The sequence below is a fragment of the Aurantibacter sp. genome, from assembly GCF_042094015.1.
Taxonomy (GTDB): domain Bacteria; phylum Bacteroidota; class Bacteroidia; order Flavobacteriales; family Flavobacteriaceae; genus Aurantibacter.
In genome coordinates, this window is the sequence record NZ_JBELDZ010000037.1 from 9633 (window position 1) to 25407 (window position 15775).

At 28.6% G+C, this 15775-nt stretch carries 14 protein-coding genes; 9 read left to right on the plus strand and 5 right to left on the minus strand.

From position 1 onward, the window contains the following. From ACFDSN_RS07120 to ACFDSN_RS07135, 4 genes are all read left to right on the plus strand, one after another. A partial coding sequence (locus ACFDSN_RS07120; protein WP_375239153.1) for a gliding motility-associated C-terminal domain-containing protein occupies window positions 1-1061 on the plus strand: 1061 nt, incomplete at its 5' end. A gap of 6 nt (window positions 1062-1067) precedes the next feature. Next, entirely contained in the window at window positions 1068-1985 is a 918-nt protein-coding gene (locus tag ACFDSN_RS07125) for a type IX secretion system membrane protein PorP/SprF (RefSeq protein ID WP_375239154.1), read from the plus strand. A 10-nt stretch (window positions 1986-1995) separates the two neighbouring features. Further along, entirely contained in the window at window positions 1996-3528 is a 1533-nt protein-coding gene (locus ACFDSN_RS07130; RefSeq protein WP_375239155.1) for an OmpA family protein, read from the plus strand. A 701-nt stretch (window positions 3529-4229) separates the two neighbouring features. Beyond that, window positions 4230-5099 (plus strand): hypothetical protein, encoded by an 870-nt coding sequence (locus tag ACFDSN_RS07135; RefSeq protein ID WP_375239156.1) that lies wholly within the window; start codon window positions 4230-4232, stop codon window positions 5097-5099. A 407-nt stretch (window positions 5100-5506) separates the two neighbouring features. On the opposite strand, the gene ACFDSN_RS07140 is transcribed toward ACFDSN_RS07135, so the two are convergent. From ACFDSN_RS07140 to ACFDSN_RS07150, 3 genes are all read right to left on the minus strand, one after another. Next, window positions 5507-6736, minus strand: a complete 1230-nt coding sequence (locus ACFDSN_RS07140; protein WP_375239157.1) for a TlpA disulfide reductase family protein — start codon at window positions 6734-6736, stop codon at window positions 5507-5509. A gap of 105 nt (window positions 6737-6841) precedes the next feature. Beyond that, window positions 6842-7387 carry a hypothetical protein gene (locus ACFDSN_RS07145; RefSeq protein WP_375239158.1) on the minus strand — a complete coding sequence of 182 codons (546 nt, stop codon included), beginning with the start codon at window positions 7385-7387 and terminating at the stop codon, window positions 6842-6844. Window positions 7388-7396: 9 nt separating this feature from the next. Continuing rightward, entirely contained in the window at window positions 7397-7600 is a 204-nt protein-coding gene (locus tag ACFDSN_RS07150; protein WP_375239159.1) for a hypothetical protein, read from the minus strand. Between the two features lie 81 nt (window positions 7601-7681). On the opposite strand from ACFDSN_RS07150, the gene pheT reads away from it, so the two are divergent. From pheT to ACFDSN_RS07165, 3 genes are all read left to right on the plus strand, one after another. After that, a complete protein-coding gene (pheT, locus tag ACFDSN_RS07155) occupies window positions 7682-10108 on the plus strand; it encodes a phenylalanine--tRNA ligase subunit beta (protein ID WP_375239160.1) in 2427 nt (808 codons plus the stop codon). Between the two features lie 2 nt (window positions 10109-10110). Next, window positions 10111-10326 (plus strand): hypothetical protein, encoded by a 216-nt coding sequence (locus ACFDSN_RS07160; RefSeq protein WP_375239161.1) that lies wholly within the window; start codon window positions 10111-10113, stop codon window positions 10324-10326. A gap of 72 nt (window positions 10327-10398) precedes the next feature. Next, window positions 10399-10635: a DUF2007 domain-containing protein gene (locus ACFDSN_RS07165; protein WP_375239162.1), complete on the plus strand. Its 237-nt coding sequence runs from the start codon at window positions 10399-10401 to the stop codon at window positions 10633-10635. Window positions 10636-10859: 224 nt separating this feature from the next. Here the strand turns inward: ACFDSN_RS07165 and ACFDSN_RS07170 are convergent, their stop codons facing one another. Beyond that, window positions 10860-11603: a bacteriorhodopsin-like gene (locus ACFDSN_RS07170; protein WP_375239163.1), complete on the minus strand. Its 744-nt coding sequence runs from the start codon at window positions 11601-11603 to the stop codon at window positions 10860-10862. A gap of 115 nt (window positions 11604-11718) precedes the next feature. Between ACFDSN_RS07170 and ACFDSN_RS07175 the strand changes: the two genes are divergently transcribed. Further along, window positions 11719-12621, plus strand: a complete 903-nt coding sequence (locus tag ACFDSN_RS07175; protein WP_375239164.1) for a Brp/Blh family beta-carotene 15,15'-dioxygenase — start codon at window positions 11719-11721, stop codon at window positions 12619-12621. 112 nt (window positions 12622-12733) lie between these two features. Here ACFDSN_RS07175 and dnaK read toward each other — a convergent pair whose 3' ends face one another. Next, window positions 12734-14635, minus strand: a complete 1902-nt coding sequence (gene dnaK / locus ACFDSN_RS07180; protein WP_375239165.1) for a molecular chaperone DnaK — start codon at window positions 14633-14635, stop codon at window positions 12734-12736. Between the two features lie 164 nt (window positions 14636-14799). Here dnaK and ACFDSN_RS07185 point away from each other — a divergent pair. Then, window positions 14800-15775: L-serine ammonia-lyase (locus ACFDSN_RS07185; protein ID WP_375239166.1), on the plus strand; the 976-nt coding region annotated here is incomplete at its 3' end.

Here is a 15775-nt window from a genome sequence, read left to right on the forward strand (position 1 = left end):
TGGTTATCGGTACAACATATACCGTAAATGCAGCTAATGCATCATGTGCATCTGCCGATACAGCTACTTTTAGTAACCTAATCATGTTAAGTACACCAACACTACCAACTATTACAAGTGTTGCTCCTACATGTATTGCAGACGGAACAAGTACTATTAGTAATTATGATGGAACAGTAACTTATAATTTTACACCTACAGGACCTTCAGTTGATGCTACAGGCCTAATATCAGGTATGGTTATCGGTACAACATATACCGTAAATGCAGCTAATGCATCATGTGCATCTGCTAACTCAATATTTTTTTCCAACTTAGCAATACTGGCAGCACCTGGCAACCTATTGGCAACCATAACTCAACAGCCATCATGCAATAATCAATTTGGTACAATTGAAGTTAACTCTCCAACATTTAATCCTAATGAAATTTATGTTTTAAGTGGTCCGGATACATCGGGTACAATTTTAACAAATTCTTCAGATGGTGTTTTTTCCAATTTAGGCTCTGGTGATTACATAGTTTATATTTCTAATAATAATACTGGTTGTGTTTCAAACTCAATTATTTTAACAATAGAGAGTATTCCTTTAATTTCAAACATAAATCTAAGAGACGGATGTAATGGTACAGATTATGTTATTTATGTTGAAAACCCTAATATTAACTATAGTTATAATTGGTATAATTCGTCTGGTGATTTAATTGGCTTCAGTGATCAAATCATAGTAACTGAAGATGACACTTATGAAGTTCAAGTGTCTTCTGGCAGTTGTCTTATTTCAGAATTCATTACAATTAATAATGCTTTCTGTTCTATACCAAATGGTCTCTCTCCTAATGGAGATGGATTTAATGACACATGGGAACTATCGAATCTAGATATTAAACAAGTGAAAATCTATAATAGATATGGTACAGAAATATATTCTAAAAGAAATTACAAAAACGAATGGGACGGTACATCTAAAGGAAATAAACTTCCTTCAGGAACTTATTACTACGTAATTTGGTTTACTAATAATTCATCAAAGACTGGTTGGGTATATTTAAATAGGTAAAATATTATGAAACAAATCAAAATAATAACAATAATTATTTTCATTACTCAGGTTGGGCTAGCACAACAAGACCCTCACTACACTCAGTATATGTATAATATGAGTTTAATGAACCCAGCTTATGCAGGAAGTAAAGATGCTTTATCTACAGGTATTTTATATAGAAAACAATGGGTACAAATAGAAGATGCACCAACAACAACAACCTTTTTTGGACATATGCCTATTAATGAAAATATAGGTACCGGATTATCTTTAATTTCTGACAGAATAGGACCTGTAAATGAAACAAATATCTTTGGTGATGTATCTTATACAATAAAACTGAAAGGAGAACACAAACTTTCTTTTGGTATAAAGACAGGTTTAACACTTCATAGTGTAGGATTATTTAGTGATGTATATAATACATTACCTGATGCATCTGACCCTGCTTTCTCTGAAAACTCAAGTAATACCTATTTTAATTTCGGATCTGGATTATTTTATCACACCCAAAAATACTATGTCGCTTTTTCTGTACCAAATATTTTAAATTCAAAACACTTGGACTATAATGGAAGAGAATATGGTTCTGAATTCTCACACTATTTTTTAACCAGCGGTTATGTTTTCAATATAAGTGATGTACTAAAATTAAAACCTTTTTTTATGATCAAATCTGCATTCAAAGCTCCAACTTCTTTTGATATTTCAACAAATATACTTTACAAAGAAAAAATTGAGTTTGGTTTAACTTACAGATTACATGATAGTGTTGGAGCTATGACGAATTTTTCTATTACTTCAGAATTGAGAATTGGATATGCTTATGATCATATTATTTCTGATTTAAATGTAACAACTAATGGATCACATGAATTCATTTTATTATACGATTTAAAATTTGCTCAAAAAACATCTCAATCACCAAGATTTTTCTAAATATAAAAGAATGAAATATATTTATATCACATTATGTTGCATCATACAAAGCAACTTACTTTGTGCACAACAAAAAAATTCTATTGTTAACGAAGATTTGTTTACTTTAGAAAAAACCTCATTAAGTACTGAAAACACAGAATTTGGTGCATTTTTAACAAATAATAACGTTGTTTATTTTACTCGTGCGAATAGTAACTTAACAGCTAACAACAAAAACGAATCTGATTTAAATATTTACCAAGGTGTTCTAAGTGATAAAAGAACAATAATAGATGTTAGAATTTTAAATGAAATTAATACAAAATGGCATGATGGACCTACAACAATAACTTCAGATGGAAAGTCAATGTATTTTTCTAGTGAAAGTTTTAATGTAAATAAGGGGTTTAAAAAAGAAAAAACTTTTGGAGAAATAAAAAAAAGAGGTGAAATATATTTATTTAGGGCTTCTAGAATTAATAACAAATGGACGAAAAAAACTCCCCTACCTTTTAATAATATAGAATACTCTATTAGAAACCCAAGTATAAGTTCTGATGGTAAAACATTATATTTTTCATCAAACATGCCTGGCGGCTTTGGAGGAGAAGACTTATGGAAAGTTAATGTTAACCAAAATTCATATGGTGAACCTAAAAACCTTGGTTCAACTATAAATTCAATTAATGATGAAAGTTTTCCTTTTATTACAAATAATAATGTTTTGTATTTTTCATCAAATAGAACTTCAGAATTAGGAGGACCTGAAGGATTAGGCGGATTAGATGTATATATGATCAATTTAAACAAAAATCAAGAAATCATCAATTTAGGAACACCAATAAACTCAGAAAAAGATGACTTTTATTTTTCATTAAATGAAAACAAAAAAATAGGTTTTCTTTCTAGCAATAGAGAAGGAAGTGATAATATTTATTTAATTACTCCTAATTGCCATTTGATTGCTAACATTAGAGTTATTAACAAAGAAACAGGTTTGTTTATTAATAATGCAGAACTTAATATTCTTAATGAAAAGAAAATAATTAAAAAAGGGTTAACCAGATCAAAACTAAAATGTAGAAAAAGCTATAATATATTAGTTTCCAAAAAAGGTTACGAATCAACAAAGTATAATATAGAAGCAAATAATGAAGGTGGAGAAATGGATATTATTATAGAAATGCATCCTAATAAAAATCCTATAATTACTAAAAAAGAAGTAGTCCTTCAGCCAATCTATTTTGAATATAATAAAGCAAGAATTACAGAACAAGGTGGTTTTGAATTAAACAAACTAGTTACTGTTATGTATGATAATCCAAATATGAAAATATTTGTTAAATCACATACTGATAATGTTGGAAATAAATTATATAACAAGAAGTTATCGAATCACAGAGCAAAAAATACTGTTGAATATCTAATATCCAAAGGAATAGCAAAAGAACGCATTACAGGTAAAGGATTTGGGGAATCTGAATTAAAGATAAACTGTGAAAATTGCACTGATATACAAAATAGCAAAAATAGACGCTCTGAATTTATAATAATGAACTAATTAAATTCTTTTAAAATAAAACTTACTTTTATGAAACTATATTTCATCTTTAATTATGTAATTTTATAAGATTATAACTAGATGTTTATATGGGTACAAATACCAGAATCTTCAGTATCATAAAGTCATTGACAATGAATGAGAAGAGAGCTTTTAAAATATATTGTAAAAAATATACTTTAAAAGACAAGAATAAATACATCCTACTATTTGAGGCAATTGATAATTGTAATGATTTTAATGAAAAAAAGATAAAGGAGTTATTAGAAATTAATGGCTATTCTAACAAGTATTTTTCTTCTGACAAAAACTATCTAAATGAAATCATTTTAAAGTCTTTAAATGAATTTCATTCTAAAAAAACTTGTGATTTAAAAATAAAACAAAACTTAATTTCAATTGAAATCCTATTTTATAAAGGACTATACATTGAATGTCTAGACTTAATAAATAAAACAAAACGAATTAAACTTATAAATGAGAGTCAATATTTAATTCTTGAAGTTTTAAAATGGGAAAAAAAATGCTTGGGATATTCTAAAGGTCTATCTGAAGCTATAAAAACAAACAATTCACTAGATATATATTTTAGCAATATTAAAGAAGAAAAAAAAATAGCTGATTTTTATTATAAAAGTTATTTTTATAAAAACAGCATCGGAAAAACATCTAGAGCAGACTTAAAAGAAAAATTTGATGAAATGTTTTTTGATCCTATTTTTAAAACAAAAGATGATACACGTAGTATACACACAAATATTTATTTTTATTTAATTTTTGCTAATTATTACAAAGTAATTAAAGAAAAAGAAAAAGAAATAAATTACCTGAAAAAAGTAATTACTTTTTTTGATAATAATAAAATATATAAGTTTGAAAACCCACTTGACTTTATTTCGATCTATATCAGAATAATAGACATAAGCAAACAAAATCAAAAATTAACATTTTATGATGATTTAAAAAAACTGAGAGAATTTGAAAATTTTATTAACATTCAAGATAAAGTTTCAAAAGAGCGAATATTCCTTCATTCTTATCAAGCAGAAATTGAGTATCTATTAAACTTCAATAATGCAGAAAAAGCTCTCCTTATAATGAATGAAATGCAAACTGAACTTAAAAAAAACAAATATATTATTGAACCATATTATACCATATCAACATATTACTTATTTGCATCAATATATTGCTCACTAGGTGAATATTCAGCTGGGTTAAAGTATGTAAATTCAATTTTAAATGAATATAAATTTAATCAGCGACCAAAAACATTTATTAAGACAGAGTTTCTAAATATCGTTATCCACTATGAATTAAAAAATTATGAACTAGTTCAAAAAAACATCTCTTCTTTAAAGAAAAAATATAAAACAAACTTCAAACTAAATTTTATAGAAAAACACATCCTTAAAACAATCATAAAAATAATTAATAACCCAAATATAATTAAAGAAAAATCTGCTTTTTCAAAATTAAAAATTAAAATAGAGAGTAGTAAAAAATTAAAATCACCTATTGAAAAAAACTACTTAAATTATATTTTTTTAAAAACAGGTAATAATACATAATTTAGAAAAAAAATATTAAGTTCATTAAGGATTAATCTAAATGAAAAATTTTAATAAGTTAACAATGGTCTATTTAAATTGTCTTAATGAAAGTAGAATGAAATTTCAAAAAGCCTAACTTATCTAAAAATTGTATTAATATTTCTTAACTAAAAATATATTTTATTTTAGTTTTATATACTAAAACAAAGAACTAAATTAGGTTCTTAATTATTTATTTTAACCATTAGGTTAAGCTCCATAAGATTGCATACGATTTTGAAAACACATAGCTTGTAAAGGGCTATAAACTGGGATGTTGAATTTTCTTCGAAAAATTCATAACTCGGAGGTCGTGGGATCGTGCCCCACTCTCGCTACAAAAAAAGACTTAGATTATAATCTAAGTCTTTTTTGATTTATAAAACCTATTCGTTTATTAATTCTTGGACAAAATGTTCAAATTCTGTTTTAAATTCTGTGTGTTTTTCTCCTGTCGCAGGACCATTAAAACCTGTATGGATTTTTCGAACTTTACCTTTTTTATCTATAAAAATGGTTGTTGGATAGCTTAATACATGATTTAACATAGGTAATTTATCGTTTGCTTCTGATTTGCTTGAAGAACCTACTTGTGCTAATAAAATTGGATACGTAATTTTTAATCGATCTTTTAATCTATTAATATTTTTAAATGCTTTTTCTTTAGTTTTAGCATATTCAAAAGCTAAAGCTACTATTTCAAAATTATCAGATTTATTCTTCTTGTAATAGTCCGATAAATAAGTGCTTTCATCTAAACAATTTGGACACCAAGTTCCCATAATTTGCACTAAAACTACTTTATCTCTATACCTTTCATCATCTAAAGATATTTGTTTTCCTTTCTCATCAGGAAAAGAAAATACTATCTTATCGTAACCTTCTTTTAAATAAGTTAAACTATCTGCACTTGGTAATTCATAATCAAGATTTCTTTTTGCCGTAAATGGTTCTTTCCAATGTGCTCCAGAATAAAAATGTCCTTTTATTAAACTATCAGAAACTTTTCCCGTAAACAAGAAAGCATGGGCGCCATCAAAAGTAGATAGCTTTAATTGATTTCCATCTATTATTCCTTCTAAATACCTGTAATCGCCAGTTGTAGTTCTAAAAGTACCTGTTACTTTATTACCGTTTTGTTTAAAAATTCCTTTAGCATTGTAACTATCTTCTTTAGAACCTGGACTAAACACTGTTTCCCAAACACCTTCAACATTTCTTTTAGCTTCTTCTGCGCTATCAAAGCGATTAGAATTAAGACTTGCATTAAAATCCATTTGCCTACCTTTTTCAGGCATTATAAATTTACCAATCAATTTTTGCTCATCTATTTTTGCTTTAATAACACCTTCGAAAACTGGCAATTTTATATAAACAGAATCTTTGTTATAAGTAATTTCATCAACCAAAATTTCTTCATCTGCATTAAGAATAGTTAGATGTGTTTCGTCTTTAACTTTAAAAGAAAATGGAATAGTTATACTATCATCAATTTTTAAATCGGCCCTATATAAACCTTCTTTGAGTTTAGTTTCTAACAGTTTTTCTTTGTTCTTGTCTTCTGTTTTACAAGCAAAAAATACTAAGATTAGTAAAAGGTAACTTAAGTTTTTCATACTAATTTGTTTTAATATATTATATCGAATAAAAGTAAAATCCTTATATAATAAAAAATGCTGCAAAAAGCAGCATTTTTTATTATAATCTAGAATAAGACTATTCTATAGTTTTGAATTAAGCAATTGTTCTCCTTTAGCAATAGAAGCTTCCAATGCTTTTACTTTTTCTTCAACTGAAGCAATTTTATTTTGCTTGTTTAATAATTCTGTTTCAGAAAGTTTATTAGCAAGTTGTTGTTCTTTTAGTGTGTTTTTTGCAATTTCTAATTTAGACTTAGCCATAACAACTTCTGCGCGATTTTTATCTAAAGTGGCGTTTAAAGCTTTTAAACTAGCAGGTATTTGTACACTATTGCCTTTTGATATAAGTTTGTTTTCTAATTCATTTATTGTTTTATCTATTTTTAATTTATCACTAACAGAAGCTAATTTACGTTCAGCTTTTAACTCTGCAACTTTATCAACTGCAATTTGCTTAACTTCAGAGTTTACGGTTTCAATAGATACTTCTTTTGATTCCTCAACAGTTTTAGTAACTGGAGCTAGTTTTGTTTGCTTAACACGTCTAGTTTCGTTGTTTTGCGCTTCGACAGTTTGATTAATACCAATTAATAATAAAGCTATAACTGTTAACTTAAATACTTTCATAACAAATTTTTAAAAATTATCTAATTCTTTTAATTCTTCTTCTAAAGCTTTTGCATCGGTTTCTAATTCCTCAGAAATCTCTTCTACTTCTTTATCCAAGACCTCTTCTGAAGTGTTAATAGTAGAATTGCTTTCAGCTTTTTCTTGTTTACAAGATAAGAAAAAAATCGATACTAAAAAGACACTAGTAAAAATAGTTGTTTTAAAATTCATTTTTTTAATTAATTTAGGTTTGAAGCTTTGCTACTGCTATCAAATTAATATATTTGCAAGCAATAAAATTACATTTTTTTTATGAAGATTTCATACAATTGGTTAAAACAATTTTTACAAACAGATTGGACAACAAACCAAACTAGCGAACTTTTAACAGATTTAGGCCTTGAAGTAGAAGGTATAAACACATACCAAAGTGTAAAAGGCGGCTTAAAAGGTGTAGTTGTTGGAGAAGTTTTAACTTGCGCACAACATGAAAATGCTGATAAATTAAAAGTTACAACTGTTAATATTGGTCTTGAGAACCCAATACAAATTGTGTGTGGTGCACCAAATGTTTCTGCTGGACAAAAAGTGCCTGTAGCAACTATTGGAACTACTTTACATACTCAAGAAGGTGAAGCATGGACAATAAAAAAAGGTAAAATTAGAGGCGAAGAAAGCCATGGAATGATTTGCGCCGAAGATGAATTAGGTCTTGGTAAATCTCATGATGGTATTATGGTTTTACCAGAAGATACAACTATTGGTTTAGCTTGTGCTGATTTATTTAAAATTGAAAACGATGAGGTTTTTGAAATTGGATTAACGCCAAATCGATCTGATGCTATGAGCCATTTTGGTGCTGCACGAGATTTAAAAGCTGGTTTATTACAAAAAGGAATTAATCTTGAATTAATTACGCCATCTGTTAGTGCCTTTCACATTAACGATCGTTCTTTAAAGATAGATATTGATGTACAAAATATAGAAAAAGCTCCAAGGTATTGTGGTGTTTCTATTTCTAATATAAAAGTAGCAGAATCTCCAGAATGGTTACAAAATCGTTTAAAAGCAATTGGTTTAGCTCCTATAAATAATATTGTAGATACTACAAATTATGTATTACATGATTTGGGTCAGCCATTACATGCTTTTGATGCTGCAAAAATATCTGGAAATAAAATTAAAGTTAAAACCGTTGCTTCTGGAACAAAATTTAAGACTCTAGATGGTATTGAGCGCGAATTACATGAAGACGATTTAATGATTTGCGATGCTGAAAAGCCACTTTGTATTGCTGGTGTTTTTGGTGGATTAGATTCTGGCGTAAGTAATCAAACAACAAGTATATTTTTAGAAAGTGCATATTTTAATCCTGTAAGTGTTAGAAAAACAGCAAAAAGACATGCTTTAAATACAGATGCATCTTTTAGATTTGAAAGAGGTATTGATCCAAATATTACAGAATACGCCTTAAAAAGAGCTGCCATTTTAATTACTGAAATTGCTGGTGGAGAAGTTACTAGCGATATAATAGATGTTTATTCTAATAAAATTGAAGATTTTCAAGTTAGAATTAGTTTTGATAAAGTAACAAAATTAATTGGTCAAGAAATTCCTAAAGAAACCATAAAATCTATTTTAACATCTTTAGAAATTAAAGTTAATAATGTAACCGAAACTGGCTTAGGTCTTACGGTTCCAGCTTACAGAAACGATGTAACTCGTGAAGCTGATGTTATTGAAGATATTCTTCGTGTTTACGGATATAATAATATTGAAACCACTTCAAAATTAAATGCTTCAATAGCTAACTCATCTCGTTTTGATGATCATAAACTACAAAACGTTACCGGAAATCAATTAGCAAGTATTGGTTTTTACGAGATTATGGCAAACTCTTTAACCACACCAAATTATACTGGTTTAAGCGAGCAATTAAAAGAAGAACATAATATTACAATGCTTAATCCTTTAAGTAACGATTTATCTGTTTTAAGACAGTCGTTATTATTTTCTGGATTAGAAGCTATTTCTCATAATATAAACCGAAGAAATACCGATTTAAAATTCTTTGAGTTTGGTAAAACGTATCACGATTTTAATGGAACACGCGAAGAATTTAAGCGTTTATCTATTTTAATTACAGGACAAAAAACTTCTGAAATTTGGAATTCTCCTAAGAGTGAAACTAATTTCTTTTACTTAAAAGGTTTGGTAAATTCAGTTTTAGAGCGCTTAGGAATTAATCGTTTTAATGAAAAAGCAGTAAGTAACGATGTTTTTAGCGATGGATTAGGTTTATATCAAGGTAAAATGGAATTGGTTCAATTTGGAAACGTACAAACTAAAGTGTTAAAACATTTTGGAATTTCTAAAGCTATTTTTTATGCCGATTTTAATTGGGACAACATTATTGAAGTAGCTAAACGAAATAAAATTAAGTTTACACCAATACCTAAGTTTCCAGAGTCTAGACGTGATTTTGCTTTGTTATTAGACAATACAGTAACTTTTAACGACATTAATACCATTGCAAAACAAACAGAAAAGCAATTATTAAAATCGGTTAATTTATTTGATGTTTACGAAGGTAAAAACCTTCCTGATGGTAAAAAGAGTTATGCGGTAAGCTTTACATTTAGAGACGAAAACAAAACACTTACTGATAAGCAAGTAGATAAAGTAATGAGTAAATTACAACAAAATTTCGAGAACAAATTAAACGCTGAATTAAGATAATTATGGAAAATAACTTACCAGATACTCAGAAAAAACCAAAACGTAAATTAGATTTATATATTGGTATTGTAATACTAATTTTAGGTTTTTACAGATTTTATGAGCATTATTTTAATGGCGTAGAATTTTCAACTTTTAAAATAGTTTTAACGTATGTAATGGTTGGTATTGGTTTTTATAACCTTTATAAATATTTTGTTTTAAGTCAGAAGAACTAAGCTTAAAATACTTATTTCTGCTTTAAATGTTGTATATTAATACTATTAAGTATAACCCTAAACCTTAAAGTTATGTCAGAATCAAATTATACAAAAGTATTTACGGGAAGTTTTATTATTGTTCAACAAATGGTAAATGAGTTAGATAATATTGGTATTACTCCTATTGTTAAAGACGAATCTGAATCCGGACGTTTAGCTGGTTTTGGAAGTACACCAATGGGACAGCAAGTGCTATTGGTTCATAATGATGAATTAAATAAAGCACTTCCAATTATAGAGCAAATTAAAAGCACTTTGACTTCTTAATAAAGACTTCAACATTATTAAAAAAAGAGCCTCTCTTAACTTAGTTAGGCTCTTTTTTGGTTTTAAAAGCTTACTATGAAAAATTCAGTTTTGTCATTCTGTACTACGACGCCGAATCTATCTTCAAAACGTGAAAATTTAAAACTAAAAAAAACGCCATCAAATAAATGATGGCGTTTAATATATTCTTTTTCGATTAATTTTTAATTTTACCGATTTAGTAATTAATCTATGACATTAGTTTCGTTTTTCTTAACTGCTAAAGCATAAATTACTAAACCAAATCCAATTTTATTAATTGCATCAGCTATGTTATATACAACATCTATTCCTCCTTGTGGAAAAATTGAGTTGTACCAACCTTCTGTACCCATCATATAACCTAAAGGATAAATTGCCCAACCTACTAATACAAACCAGCATAAAATTTTGTGAGCTTTTAAAACTTCTCCTCCAGCAGCTAATGCTAATTTTTTAGCACTACCTAACCAAATTTCATAAACGATGTAGAAATAAGCTGCTCCAGAAATTGCACCCCAAATTGCTGGACCATTTCCTGTGTTGTAAACTGCTTCTCCAAAATATCCTGTTACTAACATTATTACTGAAAACAAAATCATTTTCCACATTAAAGATGGTTTTGCTCCTGCTACTTTAAGTATCAAATAAAATTCAACACACATTAATGGCACTGTTAAAATCCAGTCAACATATCTAAAGAATGTTGGTGACTCCATATTTACAGCCCAATAATCTCTCATGTAAAAATAATGTACTGCGGCAATAAATGTAATTAATCCAGATACAAGAACAGAAGTTCTCCATTTCTTGTCAAATTGACTTAATGATAAAAAGAAAAATGCAGATGCAGCCATCATTGCCATACAACCTACAAAAAAAGTAAATCCTACATAATCTGTTGGATCCATTTTAGTCACTACACTCGATAAAAATAATAAAGTTTTCATAGTTAATTGTTTAGTTAATATTAATTTTGTTTAATCAAATCTACAAATTGATAAACAAAATTAATTTCACTTTAACAGAATATTAGCATTTTTAGTGTTTATATTGCAACTTCATATGGATATAAATAAGAATATACTAATTGTACTTAGCTTTGTTGGTTTGTGGATAAGCTCCATCGTTCCGGATATTTATGAAGTTTTTTTAGGTCTTTTTTTAATTGTTTCTTTTGGTATTCTGCACGGATCTAACGATATATTACTTTTAAAGAATATTAACAAAAAAGAGAAGAATCATTCATTTTTTAAAGTTCTAACAACATATATTATAACAATAATTACTGCTATTTTTATTTTTTATTTCATTCCAATAATTGGATTATTACTTTTTATTTTTTTTAGCGCATTCCATTTTGGTGAGCAACATTGGGAACATAAAATTAAAGGCAGTACTATTTTATATAACTCTATTTATTACATATTTTACGGCTTATTTATTTTACAACTTTTATTCATTTTTAATACTCAAGATGTTAGTAATGTTATAGAATCTATATCTAGTTATACCGTAAGCTCAAACTTTTTATATATCAGTTTTTATAGTAATGCATTTTTACTTTTTATTCAAACACTAATTTTTGTTTATCAGAAGAAAATATCTCAGGAAATTATATTAAGTGATACTTTACTTATTATAGTATTTGGTATTATTTTTGAGGTTTCTACACTTATTTGGGGATTTGCAATCTATTTTATTTTATGGCATAGTATTCCTTCGCTAGTAGAACAAGTCACTTTTATTTATGGAAAAACAAATAAAAAAACCATATTTAATTATACTAAAAAAGCATTTCCTTATTGGCTTATTTCTATAATAGGTTTAGCATTTGTTTACTTTCTTTTTAAAGATGAAAAACTATTATATGCTATACTTTTTTCATTCATTGCTGCTGTAACTTTTCCGCACGCTTTTGTGATTACTAAATTATTTAAGCACAAAAAAACGCCATCAAATAAATGATGGCGTTTTAATATTTATGTAGAGTTAAATAGTAACTCTATTTTTAAAGATACTCAGTCAAGCTGAGCATAAGCAATTCACTTAATTTTGCTTTGCAAAATTGGTTCTCTGCTTACTTTACTTCTTCAAAATCTACATCTTCAACATCACTAGTTTCTTCTGCTCCTGCATTAGCATCTTCATCTGGTCCAGGTTGTCCACCTTGCGCTTCAGCTTGTGCTTTATACATTTCTTCAGAAGCTACTTTCCAAGCTTCGTTTATTTTTTCTAAAGCTGGAGTAATTACTGCAACATCTTTAGTTTCGTAAGCTGCTTTTAATTCTGTTAAAGCTTCTTCAATTGGTGCTTTTTTATCGTCAGATAATTTCTCACCAAATTCTTTTAATTGACTTTCTGTTTGGAAAATCATAGAATCTGCTTCGTTTAATTTCTTAGCATTTTCTGCTGCAACAGCATCTGCTTCTGCGTTTGCTTCAGCATCAGCTTTCATCTTTTCGATTTCTTCTTCAGTTAAACCAGAAGACGCTTCAATACGAATATCTTGAGTCTTGTTAGTTGCTTTATCTGTAGCAGAAACTTTAATGATTCCGTTAGCATCAATATCGAAAGTTACTTCAATTTGAGGAACTCCTCTTTGTGCTGGTGGTAAACCATCTAAGTGAAAACGACCAATTGTGTTATTATCTCCAGCCATTGCTCTTTCACCTTGTAAAACGTGAATTTCTACAGATGGTTGATTATCTGCTGCTGTAGAGAATACTTGAGATTTTTTAGTTGGAATTGTTGTATTTGCTTCAATAAGCTTAGTCATTACGTTACCCATAGTTTCAATACCTAAAGATAATGGTGTAACATCTAATAATAATACATCTTTAACATCTCCTGTTAAAACTCCACCTTGAATTCCTGCTCCTAAAGATACAACTTCGTCAGGATTAACACCTTTACTTGGTGCTTTTCCAAAAAATGCTTCTACAGCTTTCTGTACTGCTGGAATACGTGTAGATCCACCTACTAAAATAACTTCGTCAATATCAGATTTAGATAATCCTGCAGCTTTTAATGCAGCTTGGCAAGGCTCTATAGTTCTTTTTACTAAATCGTCTATTAATTGTTCAAATTTAGAACGTGTTAATGTACGCACTAAGTGTTTTGGTCCACTTGCAGTTGCTGTAATATATGGTAAATTGATTTCTGTTTGCTCTGAAGCAGATAATTCAATCTTCGCTTTTTCTGCTGCTTCTTTTAAACGTTGTAAAGACATTGGATCTTTACGTAAGTCCATATCTTCTTCAGTTTTAAATTCTTCAGCTAACCAGTTAATAATTTTATCATCAACATCATCTCCTCCTAAATGAGTATCTCCATCTGTAGATAAAACTTCAAAAACCCCATCTCCTAATTCTAATATAGAAACATCATGTGTTCCTCCACCAAAATCAAAAACAACAATTTTTTGATCAGTTCCTTTTTTATCCATTCCGTAAGCTAAAGCTGCTGCTGTTGGCTCGTTTATAATACGTCTAACTTTTAAACCAGCTATTTCACCAGCTTCTTTAGTTGCTTGACGTTGTGCATCGTTAAAATATGCTGGTACAGTAATTACTGCTTCAGTTACATCTTGACCTAAATAATCTTCAGCAGTTTTCTTCATTTTTTGAAGAATCATAGCAGATAATTCTTGAGGTGTATATAAACGACCATCAATATCTACTCTTGGAGTATCGTTATCTCCTTTTACAACTGAATATGGTACACGTTCTGCTTCTGCTTTAGACTCAGAATATTTGTTTCCCATAAAACGTTTTACAGAATAAACTGTTTTTGTTGGATTTGTTACTGCTTGTCTTTTTGCAGGATCTCCAACTTTAATTTCTCCGCCTTCTACGAAAGCTATTACTGAAGGTGTTGTACGCTTACCTTCTGCATTTGGGATTACAACTGGCTCGTTACCTTCCATTACAGAAACGCAAGAGTTAGTTGTCCCTAAATCGATTCCAATAATCTTACTCATAATATGTGTGTTTAATTTTATTAATATTTTACGAGTAGCATAAGTCAATATTTATGCCACGACAAAATATCTGACACGTTGTCATAACCTATTTAATTTCATTACTATAAATTGATTGTTGTTATATCCAATACTTTATATTTGTCGGAATAAATATTGTAATTATGGAATGTATTTCGGTTTTTGATATGCTTAAAATTGGCGTTGGTCCTTCAAGTTCTCACACTTTAGGTCCTTGGCGTGCTGCCGAACGTTGGTTAGAAGAACTAAAATCTGATAACATAATTAAAAACATAACTCATATTAAAATAGACTTATTTGGATCTTTATCTTTAACAGGAAAAGGTCACGCAACAGATATTGCAATTATGTTAGGTTTAAGCGGAGAAAACCCTGAAACTATTCCTACAAATAATATTGACTCTATTATTAATAAAATTAATACCAATTCTGAAATTATATTAGGAAATGAATATCCTATTGGGTTTAATTCTAAAACTGAAATAGTTTTTAATAAGACCTTTTTAGATTTTCATTCTAACGGATTATCCTTTATAGCTTTTAATAATGATGAAATAATTCACGAATCTACCTTCTACTCTATTGGTGGCGGATTTGTAGTAAAAGAAGAATCTTTAGTGAATAAAGAGAATTTAGAATTGAAAAAAGAATTTCCTTTCCCAATAGAAAAAGCTACAGAACTTCTAGAGTATTGTAACTCTGAAAATAAAATGATTTCTGAAATTGTTTTAGAAAATGAGTTATCACTTAGAGATAAAGATACTATTGATTTTGAATTAAAGCGTATTTGGGATACTATGTTGGAATGTATGTATTTAGGCTGCCATACAGAAGGTTATCTTCCAGGTGGATTAAATGTAAGAAGACGTGCTTTTGATATGCATAAAAAACTAATTGGAGATGAAACTTACACAACACGCAAAGAATGGATAAGTTCTATTAGAAAAACAGAAGTTAAATTTAGGCAAATTTTAAAATGGGTAAGTTGTTTTGCTTTAGGCGTAAACGAAGTTAATGCATCTTTAGGTCGTGTAATAACAGCTCCAACTAACGGAAGTGCTGGTGTAATTCCTGCAGTTTTAATGTACTATTTAGTTATTGAAAATCATAAGGCAGATT

Excerpts from the sequence above, each read along its gene's own strand:
- ACFDSN_RS07140 (WP_375239157.1), bottom strand. The coding sequence starts at position 6,736 with ATGAAAAACTTAAGTTACCTTTTACTAATCTTAGTATTTTTTGCTTGT.
- ACFDSN_RS07135 (WP_375239156.1), top strand. The coding sequence starts at position 4,230 with ATGTTTTTTGATCCTATTTTTAAAACAAAAGATGATACACGTAGTATA.
- ACFDSN_RS07175 (WP_375239164.1), top strand. The coding sequence starts at position 11,719 with ATGGATATAAATAAGAATATACTAATTGTACTTAGCTTTGTTGGTTTG.
- ACFDSN_RS07145 (WP_375239158.1), bottom strand. The coding sequence starts at position 7,387 with ATGAAAGTATTTAAGTTAACAGTTATAGCTTTATTATTAATTGGTATT.
- ACFDSN_RS07170 (WP_375239163.1), bottom strand. The coding sequence starts at position 11,603 with ATGAAAACTTTATTATTTTTATCGAGTGTAGTGACTAAAATGGATCCA.
- pheT (WP_375239160.1), top strand. The coding sequence starts at position 7,682 with ATGAAGATTTCATACAATTGGTTAAAACAATTTTTACAAACAGATTGG.
- dnaK (WP_375239165.1), bottom strand. The coding sequence starts at position 14,635 with ATGAGTAAGATTATTGGAATCGATTTAGGGACAACTAACTCTTGCGTT.
- ACFDSN_RS07125 (WP_375239154.1), top strand. The coding sequence starts at position 1,068 with ATGAAACAAATCAAAATAATAACAATAATTATTTTCATTACTCAGGTT.
- ACFDSN_RS07130 (WP_375239155.1), top strand. The coding sequence starts at position 1,996 with ATGAAATATATTTATATCACATTATGTTGCATCATACAAAGCAACTTA.
- ACFDSN_RS07165 (WP_375239162.1), top strand. The coding sequence starts at position 10,399 with ATGTCAGAATCAAATTATACAAAAGTATTTACGGGAAGTTTTATTATT.
- ACFDSN_RS07160 (WP_375239161.1), top strand. The coding sequence starts at position 10,111 with ATGGAAAATAACTTACCAGATACTCAGAAAAAACCAAAACGTAAATTA.
- ACFDSN_RS07150 (WP_375239159.1), bottom strand. The coding sequence starts at position 7,600 with ATGAATTTTAAAACAACTATTTTTACTAGTGTCTTTTTAGTATCGATT.